Raw genomic sequence first — 16292 nt, forward strand, 5'->3', positions numbered from 1 at the left:
CCTAGGAGCGCTAGGCACGTCGGGCGTGACTGGCGCTCCTAGGGATCAGGGAACGCAGCAGCGGCAGGCCCGTGTAGACCAGCACCCACACCGGCCAGAAGAACCCCCTGCCGGTGAGGTGCCAGACCAGGACGGCGATCGCGCCGCAGATCAGGAACACCAGAAGATCGCGTACGAGACGGGGACCCGCCCCGCCAGGCGGAGCGGGATCCTCACCCAGGTCGTCGACGACCGTGGCGAGGTCGGCGGACAGGGCGGCACGCCACACCGCCTCGGCACGCGATTCCAGCTCGGGCGCGTCGATCCTCCCCGCGGCGTACGCCTCGACGAGCCGCGCCCGCGCAGCCTCGCGCTCCAGGTCACCGACCCTCGTCACAGCGCCTCCAGATCGAGCGCCCGGCCGGAGGCGTACAGGTCCTTCGGGCAGGTCGAGGCGGCACAGTCCTGGTAGCGGTCGGCTAGCCTGGCGAGCGCCTTGACCGTCTCCGCGACCGACGGGTCCGCGGCGAGGTTGTGCTGCTCATAGGGGTCCGAGGAGCGGTCGTAGACCTCGACCTGGCCGGTGTGCAGGCGGGCGTAGGTCCAGGAGCCGACTCGGATGCCGGACCACAGCTGTCTGCTCCCGTCAGTCACCCGCCAGCCGCTGATCGGGATGGCGCGGACCTGCTCGGGCGCGCTCAGCCACGGCATGATGTCGATCCCGTCCGGCGCCCGAGGTGGCCGAGCCCCGGCCGCCGCCAGCAGGGTGGCGGCGAGATCCGGGTTGGTGACCGGGGTCCGCACCGTGCGGCCGCGCGGCACCCCGGGACCGCTCATCAGCACCGGGATCCGCAGCGACTCGTCGTAGTGCCACAGCTTGCCGTTGAGGTTGTGGTAGCCGTTCGAGAAGCCGTTGTCGGAGGTGAACACGACCAGCGTCCGCTTCAGCTCACCGCTCTTCTTCAGCGCGCCCAGAAGCGAGGCGATGTTGCGATCCAGGCTGCGGATGGCCTCGAGACGGCGCTGGTAGGCGATCCGGAGCGCGTCCTTCTTCCGCGGGTTGAACCTCCCCCGCCCGGGCGAGCCCTTCGCATAGCCGGAGGTGTCTTCGGGAAAGAGGTTGGGCCGCGCCGGGATCTGGACGTTGTCGTAGAACCCGCGGTCCTGGGTGTCGGGCACGGTCACCGACAGGGCGGCGTCGGTGCCCGGGTAGATCTTCTTCGGATCGTCGGGCCCGGACGGCCCGCCGTGGTGCGGCGCCACGTAGTTGACCCAGGTGAACCAGGGCTTCCCGCTCGCGCGTTCGGCCCCGATCCCGGCCTTCGCGTGCTCGGTGATGACGGTCGAGGAGTAGCCCTTGGACTTGATGATCTCGCCGTTGACGTTGAACTTGGGCGAGCGGAAGTTGTAGGTCGACGGGTCGACGGTCGCGCGCCACTGGTCCCACCCGGGCGGCACGTCGCCGCGGGTCGCACCCTCGCCGTAGCCGTTGAGGTACTTCCCCGCCAGGATCGTCGAGTAGCCCGCGTCCTGCAACGACGTGGCGACCGTCGCTGAGTCGTCAAAGGCGTGATACCCGCCGTACGGCCCCTCGATCGTGCGCGCACCGTGGTTGTGGGCGTACTGCCCGGTCAGCAGCGAGGCCCGCGCCGGCACGCAGATCGGCGTCGGCGCTATCCCCTCGGCGAAGGAGACCCCGGTCCGCTCGACCAGCTTCCGCACGCGCGGCAGGTAGTCCATGTCGAGGGCGGAGAGGTCGTCGACGGTCACCAGCAGCAGGTTCGGCCTCTCCGCGGGCCGCTCCAGGGCAGGCGTACGCGTCGGGCCAGCCGCCACGGCGGCGGGCTCGTGCACCAGGCCGGTCACCGCGACGGCGCTCATCGCCACCGTCGCCACAGCAGCGCGCTTGCGACGCGTGAACAGGTTGACGACCGGCATGACCAAACACTCCCAAAGTAATAAGAGTTATTTAGTCTACTTTAACCCGTCAGAGTCCTGCCAGGTCGAGAGGGCGGTCGGCGGCGTACATCTTCTTGGGACAGCTGTCGCCGGCGCAGTCGCGGTACTTGTCGGTCAGATCGGCGAGGCGCGAGACCGTCTTGGCATGGGCCGGGTCGTCGGCGAGGTTCTTCATCTCGTACGGATCGTTGGTGCGGTCGTAGAGCTCGACCTCACCGGTCGTCAGCTCGACGTAGGTCCACCGCCCCACGCGCACTCCGGACCAGAGCCGGGAGGTGCCGTCGGAGGTCGGCCATGCCTCGATCGGGACGACACGGGTCTGCTCGGGCGCACGCAGCCACGGCAGGATGTCGATGCCGTCGGGCTCGTGCGGGTCGCCGGCTCCGGCCGCCGCGAGCAGCGTCGTGGCGATGTCCGGGTTGGTCAGCGTGGTCCCGACCTCGCGCCCCTTCGGTACGCCGGGACCGCTCATCAGCACGGGGATCCGCAGCGACTCCTCGTAGTACCAGAGCTTGCCGTTGAAGTTGTGGTAGCCGCTCGAGAAGCCGTTGTCGGAGGTGAACACGACCAGGGTGCGTGCCAGGTCGCCGCTCTTCTTCAGCCCAGCGAGCAGGGAGGCGATGTTGCGGTCCAGGCTGCGCGCCGACTCGATCCGCCGCTGATAGGAGAGCCGGTAGGCGTCCTTCTCTATCTGCGAGGGGTTCTTCCGCGACGGGGACCCCTTCGGGAACTTCTTGCGCGCCTCCGGGAACAGGTTGGGCTGTGGCGGGATCGGCTTGTCGGCGTACTTGTCGCGGTCCTGCTTGTCCGGCACCGGCACGCCGATCGCGCCCTTGGTGCCCGGGAAGCGCTGCTTGGGGTCACCCTTCTCGGTCGGCCCGCCGATGTGCGGTGCCACGTAGTTGACCCACTGGAACCACGGCTTCTCCTCGGCCCCCGCCTTCTTCCCATCCTTCTGCACAGCCGTCAGCGCCGCCTTCGCCTGCTGGGTGATGACGGTGCTCGAGTAGCCCTTCGGCTTCACCATGCGCCCATTGACGTTGAACTTCGCGCCCAGATAGTTGTAGGTCGAGGGGTCGACGGTCGCGCGCCACTCGTCCCAGCCCGGAGGCAGGTCGCGTTCGGTCCCCGCCTCGCCGTACTCGTTGAGGTACTTCCCGGTGAACACCGTCGAGTAGCCCGCCTCCTGCAACGAGGTGGCCAGGGTCGCGGAGTCGTCGAAGGAGGGATAGCCACCCTCGGGGCCGTGGATGGTGTGGGCACCGTGGTTGTGGGCGTACTGCCCCGAGAGCAGCGAGGCGCGGGCCGGCACGCAGATCGGCGTCGGCGCGACCGCGTCGGTGAAGGTGACGCCGCTGTCCCCCACGAGCTTCTTCACGCTCGGCAGGTAGTCCATGTCGAGGGAGGAGAGGTCGTCGACCGTGATCATCAGCAGGTTGGGCTTCTCGACCGGCATCTCGAAGGCCGGCGTGGCGGTCGAGGGCTGTTCAGAGACGCGCTCGTCCGACGGCTGCTGAGTCGGCGCCCGACCACAGCCCGCCAGCCCCATGACTCCGCCCATGACCCCAGCCACCGCGACTGCTGCTGCCGAAAGCGTCCAGACCCGTCTGGGTACCGCCACTGATTGTCCTCATCACGCTGGTCGTCTACTGGTCGTGCCGATGGTTCATCCCAGGTCAACGCACACGTCGCGCTCTCGCCATCCCCGGGCAGGACGCTGGTCCTATGAAGATGGCGCTGGTCACCGAGAGCTTCTTTCCTACCATCGATGGTGTCACAACCACGGTGAAGGCCATCGCCGACCGCATGATCGAGTCGGGCCACGAGGTGCGCTTCATCGCGCCCGGCCCCGGACTCTCGGTCTACCGCAACAGCCGGGTCGTCCGCGTCTCGCCTATCGCCAAGACCGGTCGCCAGGTACGCAGCGCCCTGGAGTCCTTCGAGCCGGACGTCGTGGTCACCTTCGACCCCGGTCGCCTGGGCCGCAAGGCGCTGTCCTCGCCGACGGCGGCTGCCGCGACCACGCTGGTCGTCCAGCAGTCCCCTCTCTCGCCCAAGGCGGCGCTCACCTGGAGCACCTCGATCGCCGCGTACGCGGATGAGATCTTTGTCACAAGCGAGTACCTGCGCCGCATGCTCGCGGCGATCGACGTCGCCGCCGAGGTGTGGGAGCCGGGGGTCGACACGGCCGCCTTCTCGCCCAGTCTGCGCGACGGCTGGCTCCACCGGCGCTGGTCCAAGGCGAAGTCGCGACCCACACCGCTGGTCGTGGTCGGCTACGCGGGCAACCTGGCCAAGAGCCATGGCGTACGCCGTCTCGCCGAGCTCACCGTGGTGCCGGGGATCCGCCTCGTCATCATCGGCGACGGGCCCCAGCGCGGCTGGCTCAAGCAGCGGGTCCCGCAGGCGAAGCTGACCGGTCCGCTGGGCACCGGCGACCTGGCCATCGCCCTGGCCTCGCTCGACGTTCTCGTCCACCCCGGCGAGGAGGAGGGATGTGGCCACATCCTGCGTGAGGCCGCGGCCAGCGCCCTCCCGGTGGTCGCCCCGCGCGCCGGCGCGGCGGCTGAGATCGTCCAGCACATGGAGACCGGCCTGCTCTACAACCCGGCCCGCGCCCGCGAGCTCGCGGACGCGGTCGCGTCGGTGGTCTCCGATCCCCGTCGGCACCTGCTCGGCGACCGCGGTCGGGAGCTGGTCGCGACGCGGCCGTGGACCGATGCGGTCGACGAGCTGCTGGCCCGTCTGGTCGCGCTGAGCGAGGCCCGGTCCTCACAATCTCACGCCATCGCCGCGGAGAATACACACCCTGCTGTTAGGCTTGCCTAACCCGTTACCAAGATACTCGCCAGTAACCCCACCCGCCCACGCAGCGCCGAAAATGTCACATACTCCCTGCGTACAAGTTCGGGTATGAGGGGTAGTAGCGTGCGTGCCGTGGCAACCACGACTCTGATCAAAGGCGCGCGGTCGACGCGCTCGACGATCGCCCTGAAGCTCCTTATGGCGGCCAGCGGCATCGTCTTCATCCTGTTTGTGCTGGCGCACATGTACGGCAACCTCAAAGCCTTCAGCGGCGAGCTGGCCTACAACGAGTACGCCGAGCACCTGCGCACGTTCGGGGAGCCGATGCTGCCGTACGGCGGGCTCCTCTGGATCCTGCGGGTAGTGCTGCTGGGCTCACTGATCGCGCACGTCGGCTCGGCGGTGGCGCTCTCCATCCGTGCCCACGCGCAGCGCCCGGTGAAGTACGCGGTGAAGAAGAACAAGGCTTCGTCGCTCTCCTCGCGCACCATGCGCTGGGGCGGCGTGGCCCTGCTCCTCTTCGTCGTCTGGCACCTGCTCCAGTTCACCATCGTGAAGATCAACGTGGGTGCGGGCGGACAGGCTCCTGACGTCACCGAGAACCCGTACCGGCTGCTGATCGCAGCGTTCCAGCCGGAGCAGTGGTGGATGGTCATCATCTACCTGCTCGCGATGCTCGCGCTCGCGTTCCACCTCCACCACGGCACCTTCAGCGCCATCCAGACGCTCGGGTTCACCAACACCGCTGAGTCGCGTGCCAGGGCCCGCGTCGCCGGCTGGGTCGTCGCGATCGTCGTCGCCGGCGGCTTCTCGCTGGTCCCCCTGTTCACCGTCTTCGGCGTCATCTCGTAAGGACATCTGACACACATGGCTGCTGGAACCCACTACCTGCCCGGCCTCACCCCGACCAACGAGGCACCCGTCCAGAAATCCGACGACGCCGCGGGCTACTACGTGCTCGGCGACAAGCTCGTCGACCCCAAGGCTCCGACCGGTCCGATCGCGGAGCGCTGGACGACCCGCCAGTTCGAGAACCGCCTGGTCAACCCGGCCAACCGCCGCAAGCTGTCGATCATCATCGTCGGCACCGGCCTGGCCGGCGGCGCCGCTGCCGCCACGCTCGGCGAGGCCGGTTACAACGTGAAGTCGTTCTGCTACCAGGACTCCCCGCGTCGCGCCCACTCGATCGCCGCCCAGGGCGGCATCAACGCCGCCAAGAACTACAAGGGCGACGGCGACTCGGCCTACCGGCTCTTCTACGACACGGTCAAGGGCGGCGACTACCGCGCCCGCGAGTCCAACGTCTACCGCCTCGCCGAGGAGTCGGTGAACATCATCGACCAGTGCGTGGCCCAGGGCGTGCCCTTCGCCCGCGAGTACGGCGGTCTGCTCGACAACCGCTCCTTCGGTGGCGTGCAGGTGTCGCGTACGTTCTACGCCCGCGGCCAGACGGGGCAGCAGCTCCTCATCGGCGCCTACCAGGCCATGGAGCGCCAGGTCGCCGCCGGCACCGTGGAGCAGTTCACGCGCCACGAGATGCTCGAGCTGATCGTCGCCGACGGCAAGGCCCGCGGCATCATCGCCCGCGACATGGTCACCGGCGAGATCGAGACCCACCTGGCCGACGTGGTCGTGCTCGCGACCGGCGGCTACGGCAACGTCTTCTACCTCTCGACCAACGCGATGGGGTCCAACGTCACCGCCACGTGGCGTGCGCACCGCAAGGGCGCCTACATGGCCAATCCCTGTTACACGCAGATCCACCCGACCTGCATCCCGGTGACCGGCGCCCACCAGTCGAAGCTGACCCTGATGTCGGAGTCGCTGCGTAACGACGGCCGCATCTGGGTGCCCAAGAACGCCGAGGACTGCGCCAAGGACCCGCGTGAGATCCCCGAGGAGGACCGCGACTACTTCCTGGAGCGGATCTACCCCTCCTTCGGAAACCTGGTCCCCCGCGACATCGCCTCGCGCGCCGCGAAGTACATGTGCGACGAGGGCCGCGGCGTCGGTCCGGAGGTCGACGAGACCCAGCCCGACGGCACGGTGAAGAAGTTCCGCCGCGGCGTCTACCTCGACCTGGGTGCCGCGATCGAGCGCCTCGGCAAGGCCGCGATCGAGGAGAAGTACGACAACCTCCTCGACATGTACGAGCGGATCACGGGTGAGAACCCCTACGAGCTGCCGATGCGCATCTACCCCGCCGTCCACTACGTCATGGGCGGCCTCTGGGTCGACTACGAGCTCTCGACCAACATCGAGGGTCTCTACTGCACCGGTGAGGCCAACTTCTCCGACCACGGCGCGAACCGCCTCGGCGCCTCGGCGCTGATGCAGGGTCTGGCCGACGGCTACTTCGTGCTCCCGAACACCATCCGCGAGTACCTCGCCGACGGGCCGTTCGAGCCCATCTCCGAGGACCACCCGGCGGTCGTCGAGGCGAAGCAGTCGGTCCAGGAGCGGATCGACAAGTTCATGTCGATCAACGGCTCCCGCTCGGTCGAGTCGATCCACAAGGAGCTCGGCCTGATCATGTGGGAGTACTGCGGCATGGAGCGGACCGAGGAGGGCCTCAAGAAGGCCATCGGCCTGATCCGCGAGCTCAAGAAGGAGTTCTGGACCAACGTCAAGGTCCTCGGCTCGGCCGACTCCCTCAACCAGGACCTCGAGAAGGCCGGCCGTGTCGCCGACTTCATCGAGCTCGGTGAGCTCATGTGCATCGACGCGCTCAACCGGCGCGAGTCCTGCGGCGGCCACTTCCGAGGCGAGTCGCAGACCGAGGACGGCGAGGCGATGCGTCACGACGACGAGTTCGCCTACGTCGCGGCCTGGGAGTTCGGTGGCGAGGACGGCGCCCCGATCCTCCACAAGGAGGACCTGATCTACACCGCCATCGAGATGAAGCAGAGGTCGTACAAGTGAAGCTCACCCTCAAGATCTGGCGGCAGGCCAACGCGTCCGAGAAGGGTGCGCTCAAGACGTACGAGCTGGACGGGGTGTCCTCGGACATGTCGTTCCTCGAGATGCTCGACCTGCTCAACGAGCAGCTCCTGCACAACGACGAGGAGCCGGTCGCGTTCGACTCCGACTGTCGCGAGGGCATCTGCGGCATGTGTTCGCTGATGATCAACGGCGAGGCACACGGCCCGGAGGTCACCACGACCTGCCAGCTGCACATGCGCTCGTTCAAGGACGGCGACACGATCACCATCGAGCCGTGGCGCGCATCGTCGTTCCCGATCGTCAAGGACCTGATCGTCGACCGCTCCGCGTTCGACCGGATCATCCAGAACGGCGGTTACATCTCGGCCAACACCGGCTCGGCCCCCGAGGCCAACTCGGTGCCGGCCCCGCGCGACAAGGCCATGCGGGCGTTCAACACCGCCACCTGCATCGGCTGCGGCGCCTGCGTCGCCGCCTGCCCCAACGGCTCCGCCTCGCTGTTCCTCGGCGCGAAGATCACCCACCTCGGTGAGCTGCCGCAGGGCCAGCCGGAGCGCTACTCCCGCGTGCAGTCCATGGTCGGCCAGCACGACGCCGAGGGCTTCGGTGGCTGCACCAACATCGGTGAGTGCGCCTCCGCCTGCCCCAAGGAGATCCCGCTCGACGTGATCTCCCAGCTCAACAAGGACCTGCGCAAGTCGCTCATCCTCGGCTGACTCTCCGGTCCTCTCGACGCGGGGTCGTCCCTTCGGGGGCGGCCCCGCGTTCGTTCGTCAAGGCGGTGTCCTGAGCCTGTCGAAGGGTATGCAGCAAAAGGAACACATCCCGTGCGGAGCTCCGCACGGGATGTGTCCCTTCGCCTGCATACCCTTCTGGAGGAACCAGCTCAGACGACCGTGAGCTTGACCTCGATGTTGCCGCGGGTGGCGTTGGAGTAGGGGCAGACCTGGTGGGCCTGCTCGGCGAGCTGCTGGGCGGTCGCGGCGTCGGCGCCGGGGATGGTCACCTCGAGCTGCACGGCGAGACCGAAGCCGCCCTGGCCGTTCTCGCCGATGCTCACGTCGGCGACGACCTCGGAGTCGGTCATGTCGACCTTGGCCTTGCCGGCGACGAGCTTGAGCGCCGAGTGGAAGCAGGCGGCATAGCCGGCGGCGAAGAGCTGCTCGGGGTTGGTGGCGCCGCCGGCGCCACCCATCTCCTTGGGGACGCGGACGTCGGCGTCGATGAGACCGTCGGAGGACTGGACGTGGCCGTTGCGGGCGTCGCCGGTGCTGACTGCGGTGGCTGTGTAGATCGGTGTCATGTGCACAACTATATTGCGCACAACTTAATAGCGCAAGGGGGTAGACTGATTGATGTGTCCGGACGTACCTATCCGCAGCTCTCGCTCGACCTTCAGCTCTGCTTCCCGCTGTACGCAGCGACCAGAGCCGTGACGAAGCGCTATGTGACGCTGCTCAAGGGGACCGGGCTGACCTATCCGCAATACCTGGTGATGCTGGTGCTCTGGGAGAGCGAGGAGCCGCTCTCGGTGACCTCCCTCGGGCAGCGGCTGCGGCTCGACTCCGGCACCCTGACGCCGCTGCTCAAGCGGCTCGAGGCCGCCGGGCTGGTGCGGCGCGACCGCGACCCCGGCGACGAGCGCCGGGTGCTGGTCAGCCTGACCGAGGACGGCCAGGCCCTGGAGGAACAGGTCTCCGGCGTGCCGCAGGAGCTCGGCGCATCGATGGGGATCACCCGTGACGAGGCGCTCGCGCTGCGCGACCAGCTCACCGAGCTGGTCGACCACCTCGACACGGCCGAGTCCTCCTGAGGACTATCCCCTGGTCAGCAGCCGCTGCACGCCGAGCTTGACCAGCAGGCCGCCGAGGAGAACATCGACGACCACGAGCACCGCATGGGCGATGTAGTAGGGCTTCGGACGGGTCTGCTCCGGGTCCTTGGCGGTCTTGACGAGGTTGCGGCCGAAGTTGGTCCAGATCGCGATCGTCCAGACCCCGATGACCAGGAGGAGTGCGCCGTCAGTCTTCTCGAGCTTCATGGGTACGACTCTCTCATCCGCCGGCCAAGCCCCGGCGGTCAGCAGCCCGTATAGCGGGCGATCACGTCGATGCGGCGTCGGAACTGGGTTCAGCCGGGGTCGCCCGCACGTGGGCGTAGCAGGCGGCGTACAGGATCACCATCGAGGTGTAGTGGATCCAGACGACCAGGATGAGGGAGATGCCGAAGGCCTGGAAGGCCGGCTGCCCCTGGGTGGCCTTGAGCAGCAGGGTCGAGGCCTGCTTGAGGATCTCGAAGCCGATCGCGCCGAGCACGGCGCCGGCCCACAGGGGGCCCTTCGGGGTGTCGTTCTGGGGAGCCAGGTGGAACATCGCGAAGAAGAGCACCGTGTTGGCCGCGAGGCCGAGCACCAGGGTGAGGAGGACGATCAGCCAGCCGAAGCCTTCGTCGAGGCCGATCCAGTCCAGGACGTTGACCGAGAAGGTGCGTACGAGGCCGGTGAACGCCACCGCGACCAGCAGGATCAGGCCGAGCCCGATGAGTGCGACCAGGTCGCGGCCCTTGGCCGCCAGGAATCCTGGCTTGTGCTCGTCGGGCACCAGGAAGACCGCCTCGAGGGCCTTGCGAAGTCCGTCGATGAATCCGAGGCCGGCGTAGAGCAGACCGATGACACCGATGATCCCGACCGTGGCGGCCGCACTCTCGATGTCGGCGATCTTCAGCTGTCCGGCACCGTCGCCGACCAGCCCGGGCAGGACCTGGTCGATCGCCTCGACGAGGTCGCTCTCGGCTCCGGAGTAGACCTTGGCGATCTGGCCGACGGCGAAGAACGCGAGCGCGAGGATCGGGAACGTCGACAGGAAGCCGAAGTAGGTGATCGCGCCGGCCTGTTGGGCGGCCCCGACGTCGCCGTAGTGCTCCTGCGTGCGGATCACCCGGTCCAGCGCCGGGAAGCGCGCACGCAGCTCGGCGATCTTTGCCTTGACCTTGTCCTTCATCCCGAGGTCCCCATCCGTCGTTCGTGGGCGGACCCGAGCCCGCCTCAACCGGTCAGTGCTGCTCTCAGCGCGAACTCCCGCGTCGGGCGCCAGCCATCCGTGTCGTCGTGGACATAGAGGTGGAACTCCTCGACCGACCATTCGCACTCGAAGTCGGCCAGCTCACCGAAAGCCTTGTCGAGGCTAGCGTCGGGAAGGTCGTGAGCGATCGTGACATGCGGGTGATAGGGAAACGTGAGCTTCTGGTCGAGCGGACCCTGCCGGACCGCGTTGGCCAGCTGTTCGCAGCCCGATATGCCCTGCACCACTGCCACGAACACAACCGGTGAGACCGGCCGGAAGGTGCCGGTGCCGCGCAGGTGCACGCTGAAGGGGTCGACCCGCGAGGCCGCGGACTCGAGATGGCTCTCGACGTCGGGCAGCAGGTCGTCGTGGATCTCCGTCGGGGGCACAAGAGTGATGTGCGTCGGGATCATGGTCGCCGTCGCGTCCCCGAGAGACGTCCGGTAGTCCTGGAGCTGACTTGCCCATGGCTCCGGGATCGCGATGGCAACACCGATGGTGCGCATGCGCCGACCTTACTAGCCGAGCGGCGACGCGGGGGCCACAAAGCCGACCCGCTCGTAGACGTCGGCCAGAGTCTTGCGAGCGACCACGCCCGCCTTCTCCGCACCCTGCTGCAAGATGCCGTCGAGGTACGCCCGGTCCTCGAGAACCTCGAAGGTCTTCTCGCGGAACGGGGTGACGTAGTCGACGACGACCTCGGCGAGATCCTTCTTCAGATCGCCGTAGCCCTTGCCGGCGTACTTGCCGACCAGGGTGTCGATCTCGGAGCCGGTCAGCGCGGAGTAGATCCGGAGCAGGTTGGAGACGCCCGGCTTGGCCTCCTCGTCGAAACGGATCTCCATCTCCGAGTCGGTGACCGCGGAGCGGATCTTCTTCGCGGAGATCTTCGGGTCGTCGAGCATGTCGATCAGGCCGGTCGGGCTCGAGGCCGACTTGGACATCTTGATCGTCGGGTCCTGGAGGTCGTAGATCTTCGCGACCTCCTTGAGGATGTAGGGCTCGGGCAGACGGAACGTCTTCTTGTAGCGGCTGTTGAACCGCTGCGCGAGGTCGCGGGTCAGCTCGAGGTGCTGTCGCTGGTCCTCGCCGACCGGGACGTACGCCGGGCGGTAGAGCAGGATGTCGGCGGCCATCAGCATCGGGTAGGAGAAGAGGCCGACCGAGGCCGCGCCCTCACCGCCCTTGGCGGACTTGTCCTTGAACTGGGTCATCCGCCGGGCCTCACCGAACGAGGTGATGCACTGCATCACCCAGCCGAGCTGAGCGTGCTCGGGCAGGTGGGACTGGACGAAGATCGCGGACCGCTCCGGGTCGACACCGGCGGCCAGCAGCTGGGCGGCGGCCCGCCGCGTACGCTCGCGGAGCACCTTCGGGTCCTGCTCGACCGTGATCGCGTGCAGGTCGGCGATGAAGAAGAACGGCTCGTGCTCCTCCTGCAGGCTCACCCACTGCCGGACCGCGCCGAGATAGTTGCCGAGGTGGTAGGAGTCCGCCGTCGGCTGGATGCCGGAGAGGACCCTGGGCCTAGTCGTAGGAGCAGTGCTGCCGGTCATGTGCGCATTGTGTCAGCCACCCGCTGAAAGGCTCGAAATGGTGGGAGGAAGAGGATCGGGAACCGATCCGTACGAGCTGTGGACCCTGCCCGCGGCACCGACCTGCGTGCCGGCCATGGGCCTCGGCGCCCCCCGTGATCAACGTCGAGGACCGTGGTCGCCCGCGGTCTTCGTGAAGGCCGCGGGCAGGATCCGCATGACCCATCAACGACAGATTCTCGACGGAGTTATCGAACAGGTGCATCCAATTTCTTACGAGTTTGTGGACCTCCTGAGAGGCTCTACTCAGCGGGGATTCGATAGCCCGTCAAATGCCCGTTTCCGGCCTGACACATGCCCCTGTTAGCCTGTTTGGTCGACCCGCGGATCCTCCAAGGGGTCCGCAGCCTCGGGCCAGCTGCCGAATCGGCCTCGAGGCCAGGCGACCCTCGAGGAGACTTGTGAACGACACGTCCGCTGCCAACGCACGCATGCTGCTTGCGACCGACCTGGACGGAACCTTCCTAGCCGGCGACCCCGAGGCGAAGGTCAAGCTGTACCAGACGCTGAGCCGCCGCGAGGACGTACTTCTGTCCTTCGTCACCGGCCGTGGGCTGGAGTCGGTGCTGCCGCTGCTCGCCGACCCGACCATCCCGACGCCCGACTTCATCATCTGCGACGTCGGCGCCACCATCGTGACCGGACACGACCTGCTCGCCGTCGAGCCCATCCAGCAGGAGATCGCCGCCAAGTGGCCGGGCGAGCTCACCGTGCTCGAGAAGATCGGCGACCGCCCCGGACTGGTCCGGCAGAACGTGCCCCAGGACCGCCGCGTCTCCTACTTCTGCGACCCCGAGGCGGTCACCGACGACCTCGCCCCGCTGGTCGCGCAGATCGGCTGCGACCTGCTCTACTCCGCCAGCCACTACCTCGACGTGCTGCCCGGCGGGATCAACAAGGGCCACACCGTGACGAAGCTCGTCGAGCATCTCGGCATCCCCAAGGACCGCGTGCTGGTCGCCGGTGACACCCTCAACGACCTGTCGATGTACGACATCGGGTTCCCGGGCGTCTGCGTCGGCGAGGCCGAGGACCTGCTGCTGGACGCGACCCGCGACAAGGGGCGTACGTTCCACGCCACCTCCCCCGGCACCGGCGGGATCCTGCAGGCGATCAGGCACTTCAACCTGCTCGACGACGAGCACATCTACGACCCGGAGAACGACGCCGACGACCCCGGGAAGTCCGACCTCGTCATGGTCTACCACCGGCTCCCCTATGACGAGGTGATCGAGGACGGAGAGGTCAAGCGTCGGCGTCCGAAGTCGCCCAACGGCATCATCCCGACTCTGCTGTCGTTCTTCACCGAGCGCACCGGATCCTGGGTCGCCTGGTCCATCGACGACCCCAAGCGCGGCAAGTTCGCCACCCATACGGTCGTCGACCCGAAGCTCTACCCGGGCCTGGTGGCCTCCCGGCTGCCGCTGTCGAAGAAGGACGTCGACGTCTTCTACAAACGCTTCTCCAAGGAGGCGTTCTGGCCGCTGCTGCACACCTTCTGGGAACGGGCGAAGTTCAAGGAGGATGACTGGAAGGTCTACTGCCGGGTCAACCGGGCCTTCGCCGAGCAGGCGGCGGCCGAGGCGGCGTACGGGGGCATCGTCTGGATCCACGACTACAACCTGTGGATGGTGCCGGCCTACCTGCGGGAGATGCGGCCGGACGTGAAGATCGCGTTCCTGCACCACACCCACTTCCCCGGCGCGGACGTGTTCAACGTGGTGCCGTGGCGCCGCGAGATCATCGGCTCGCTGCTGCAGTGCGACTACATCTCGTTCCACATCCCCCGCCAGGTCGAGAACTTCGTCGACGTGGCCCGCGGCGTGGCACCGGTCGAGGTCGTTGAGACGGAGGACTGTGCTCCCCGCTTCCGGACGTACGGCTTCGCGCTGGGTCTCGATGTCATGCCTTCGGTGATCGACGTCGGCGGACGCCGGGTGCACCTGGGCGCCAACCCGGTCAGCGTCGACACGAAGCGGATCGAGCAGACCCTGGCCTCCCCTGCGGTGCAGAGCTCGATCGCTCGGGTGAAGGACGAGTTCGAGGGTCAGCGGATCGCGCTGGCCGTCTCCCGGCTCGACTACACCAAGGGCGTGCTGCAGCAGCTCGAGGCCTTCGAACGGGCACTGCTGGAGGACCCGTCGTTGCTGGGCGAGCTGTCCCTGGTGCTGGTGTGCGTGCCCGCGGCCGGCGAGATGACCGTCTACAAGACGCTGCAGAACCAGATCGAGCAGGCGGTCGGGCGGATCAACGGCCGGTTCTCGCGGATGGGCTGGATGCCGGTCCACTTCTACTTCCGCCCGATCCCGTTCGAGGAGCTGCTGGCCTACTACGCCAACGCCGATGTCATGTGGATCACCCCGCTGCGCGACGGCCTCAACCTGGTCGCGAAGGAGTACGCCGCGGTCCACGGTCTCCGCGGCACGAGCGGCACGCTGGTGCTCTCCGAGTTCGCCGGGGCGGCCGCCGAGCTGCGCGGGGCGGTGCTGACCAATCCCCATGACGTCTCCGACATGGTCCGGGTCTTCCTGCAGGCCGTCGACATGGACGAGGCCGAGGCCAAGGACCGGATGCGCGGACTGTGGGACACCATCCGCCACCACGACTCCAAGGCCTGGGCCGACGGGTTCCTGGCGGCGGTCGAGGCGGCCACCGCCACGGACGGCAACGAGGAGGCCCTCTAGGCCCGGCGCCGGTGGATGCTGGTGCTCCACAGCAGCACCAGCATCCCGGCGGCGGCCAGGCCGGCGCCGACCAGCGGCGCCTCGCGGACGCTCCAGACGTCGAGGGCCAGGCCACCGGCGAAGGCGCCGAGGGCGTTGGCGATGTTGAGGCTCGCGTGGTTCATCGCGGCGCCGAGGGTCACCGCGTCATCGGCGACGTCCATCAGGCGCACCTGCAGGTTGATCACCAGCACCGAGGCGATCGCGGTGGTCAGGAAGGCGACCGGCGCGAGCCACCACCCGGCCGGGGCGACCAGCCAGAAGAGCGTCAGCACCGCCACCATGCCGAGACTGCTGGCGAGCAGTGAGCCCATCACCGACCAGCGGGCCAGCTCCCCCGCGACCCAGGTGCCGACGACCATCCCGGTGCCGAACGCGAAGACGAACCACGGCACAGCCCCCTCGGCCAGACCGGCGGTGTCGGTGACGATCGGGGAGATGTAGGAATAGGCCGCGAACATGCCGCCGAAGCCGATCGCGCCCGCGAGCATCGTCAGCCAGACCTGCTTGTTGGTGAAGAAACGGCCGGCCTCGCTGCGGCCGGTCGCGTTCGGGTCGCCCGGGAAGTGGGGCACCGAGAGCTGCACCAGGACCGCGGTCAGCAGGGCGAGGCCTGCTGCAGCTGCGTACGGTGCCCGCCAGCCGGCGGTCTGACCGAGCCAGGTCGCGAACGGGACGCCGATCACGTTGGCGACCGAGAGCCCGAGCATCACCAGGGCGACCGCTCGCCCGCGGTGCTTGGGCGCGGCCATCGACGTCGCGACGATGCTCGCCACGCCGAAGTAGGCGCCGTGCGGGAGACCGTCGAGGAACCTCGCGACCAGCAGCATCTTGTAGTCGACGGCGACGGCGCTGAGCAGGTTGAACAGCGCGTACGCCGCCATCAGCGACAGCAGCAGCCCCTTGCGCGGAAGATGGGCGACGAAGAACGAGAGGATCGGTACGCCGACCACCACTCCGACCGCGTAGGCGCTGATCAGGTGGCCTGCCGTGGAGGTTCCGACGCCGACGCCCTCGGCGATCTCGGGCAGCACGCCCATGGTGACGAACTCGGTCGTACCGATCGCGAACCCGCCCGTCGCGAGGGCGAGCATGGCGATCACGAACTGGACGGTGGTGACCGGCCTGACGGCGGTCTCGGTGCTGGCGGTGTCGGTCACTACTGCCTAACCTTCGGCGATTTGTGGGCTATTCCGTGAATCGGTGTGACGCGGGTCCCGACGCCC

At 67.9% G+C, this 16292-nt stretch carries 15 protein-coding genes; 6 read left to right on the forward strand and 9 right to left on the reverse strand.

Annotation, left to right across the window (positions count from 1 at the left end; all coding sequences use genetic code 11):
* Positions 1-10 precede the first annotated feature (10 nt).
* Genes ACFX43_RS18130 through ACFX43_RS18140 form a run of 3 tightly spaced genes read right to left on the reverse strand, consistent with a single transcriptional unit; the run spans position 11 to position 3499 of the window.
* Positions 11-376 (reverse strand): DUF1707 domain-containing protein, encoded by a 366-nt coding sequence (locus ACFX43_RS18130; RefSeq protein ID WP_378831341.1) that lies wholly within the window; start codon positions 374-376, stop codon positions 11-13.
* A complete protein-coding gene (locus ACFX43_RS18135; RefSeq protein ID WP_378831345.1) occupies positions 373-1917 on the reverse strand; it encodes a sulfatase-like hydrolase/transferase in 1545 nt (514 codons plus the stop codon). Before ACFX43_RS18135 ends, ACFX43_RS18130 begins: the two co-directional genes overlap by 4 nt.
* Positions 1918-1966: 49 nt before the next feature.
* Positions 1967-3499 carry a sulfatase-like hydrolase/transferase gene (locus ACFX43_RS18140; RefSeq protein ID WP_378831350.1) on the reverse strand — a complete coding sequence of 511 codons (1533 nt, stop codon included), beginning with the start codon at positions 3497-3499 and terminating at the stop codon, positions 1967-1969.
* A 164-nt stretch (positions 3500-3663) separates the two neighbouring features.
* Here ACFX43_RS18140 and ACFX43_RS18145 point away from each other — a divergent pair, with 164 nt between their 5' ends.
* The 4 genes from ACFX43_RS18145 (at position 3664) to ACFX43_RS18160 (ending at position 8402) form a co-directional block, all read left to right on the forward strand.
* Entirely contained in the window at positions 3664-4767 is a 1104-nt protein-coding gene (locus ACFX43_RS18145) for a glycosyltransferase (RefSeq protein WP_378831352.1), read from the forward strand.
* A 108-nt stretch (positions 4768-4875) separates the two neighbouring features.
* Complete coding sequence (locus tag ACFX43_RS18150) at positions 4876-5595, forward strand: succinate dehydrogenase cytochrome b subunit (RefSeq protein WP_378831355.1); 720 nt, start codon at positions 4876-4878, stop codon at positions 5593-5595.
* A gap of 15 nt (positions 5596-5610) precedes the next feature.
* Positions 5611-7665: a fumarate reductase/succinate dehydrogenase flavoprotein subunit gene (locus ACFX43_RS18155; protein ID WP_378831361.1), complete on the forward strand. Its 2055-nt coding sequence runs from the start codon at positions 5611-5613 to the stop codon at positions 7663-7665.
* A complete protein-coding gene (locus tag ACFX43_RS18160; protein ID WP_378831365.1) occupies positions 7662-8402 on the forward strand; it encodes a succinate dehydrogenase/fumarate reductase iron-sulfur subunit in 741 nt (246 codons plus the stop codon). Before ACFX43_RS18155 ends, ACFX43_RS18160 begins: the two co-directional genes overlap by 4 nt.
* Positions 8403-8572: 170 nt before the next feature.
* Here the strand turns inward: ACFX43_RS18160 and ACFX43_RS18165 are convergent, their stop codons facing one another.
* Entirely contained in the window at positions 8573-8989 is a 417-nt protein-coding gene (locus tag ACFX43_RS18165) for an organic hydroperoxide resistance protein (protein ID WP_378831372.1), read from the reverse strand.
* 48 nt (positions 8990-9037) lie between these two features.
* Here ACFX43_RS18165 and ACFX43_RS18170 point away from each other — a divergent pair, with 48 nt between their 5' ends.
* A complete protein-coding gene (locus ACFX43_RS18170) occupies positions 9038-9499 on the forward strand; it encodes a MarR family winged helix-turn-helix transcriptional regulator (protein WP_378840971.1) in 462 nt (153 codons plus the stop codon).
* Between the two features lie 3 nt (positions 9500-9502).
* Here the strand turns inward: ACFX43_RS18170 and ACFX43_RS18175 are convergent, their stop codons facing one another.
* The 4 genes from ACFX43_RS18175 to trpS all read right to left on the reverse strand — a co-directional run bounded on the left by ACFX43_RS18175 (position 9503) and on the right by trpS (position 12304).
* On the reverse strand, positions 9503-9727 hold the full coding sequence (locus ACFX43_RS18175) for an SCO4848 family membrane protein (RefSeq protein ID WP_378831378.1): 225 nt from the start codon (positions 9725-9727) through the stop codon (positions 9503-9505).
* Between the two features lie 61 nt (positions 9728-9788).
* Complete coding sequence (locus tag ACFX43_RS18180) at positions 9789-10685, reverse strand: YihY/virulence factor BrkB family protein (RefSeq protein ID WP_378831385.1); 897 nt, start codon at positions 10683-10685, stop codon at positions 9789-9791.
* A gap of 44 nt (positions 10686-10729) precedes the next feature.
* Complete coding sequence (locus ACFX43_RS18185; RefSeq protein WP_378831391.1) at positions 10730-11254, reverse strand: 2'-5' RNA ligase family protein; 525 nt, start codon at positions 11252-11254, stop codon at positions 10730-10732.
* Positions 11255-11266: 12 nt separating this feature from the next.
* A complete protein-coding gene (gene trpS, locus ACFX43_RS18190) occupies positions 11267-12304 on the reverse strand; it encodes a tryptophan--tRNA ligase (protein WP_355226603.1) in 1038 nt (345 codons plus the stop codon).
* A 440-nt stretch (positions 12305-12744) separates the two neighbouring features.
* Between trpS and ggpS the strand changes: the two genes are divergently transcribed.
* Positions 12745-15027: a glucosylglycerol-phosphate synthase gene (gene ggpS, locus ACFX43_RS18195; RefSeq protein ID WP_378831400.1), complete on the forward strand. Its 2283-nt coding sequence runs from the start codon at positions 12745-12747 to the stop codon at positions 15025-15027.
* Here the strand turns inward: ggpS and ACFX43_RS18200 are convergent.
* Positions 15024-16226: an MFS transporter gene (locus ACFX43_RS18200; protein WP_378831415.1), complete on the reverse strand. Its 1203-nt coding sequence runs from the start codon at positions 16224-16226 to the stop codon at positions 15024-15026. The two genes, ggpS and ACFX43_RS18200, sit on opposite strands and share 4 nt — an antisense overlap.
* Positions 16227-16292: the final 66 nt, after the last annotated feature.

This window comes from Nocardioides sp. YIM B13467, assembly GCF_042788075.1.
In the GTDB taxonomy this organism is placed as follows: Bacteria; Actinomycetota; Actinomycetes; order Propionibacteriales; family Nocardioidaceae; genus Nocardioides.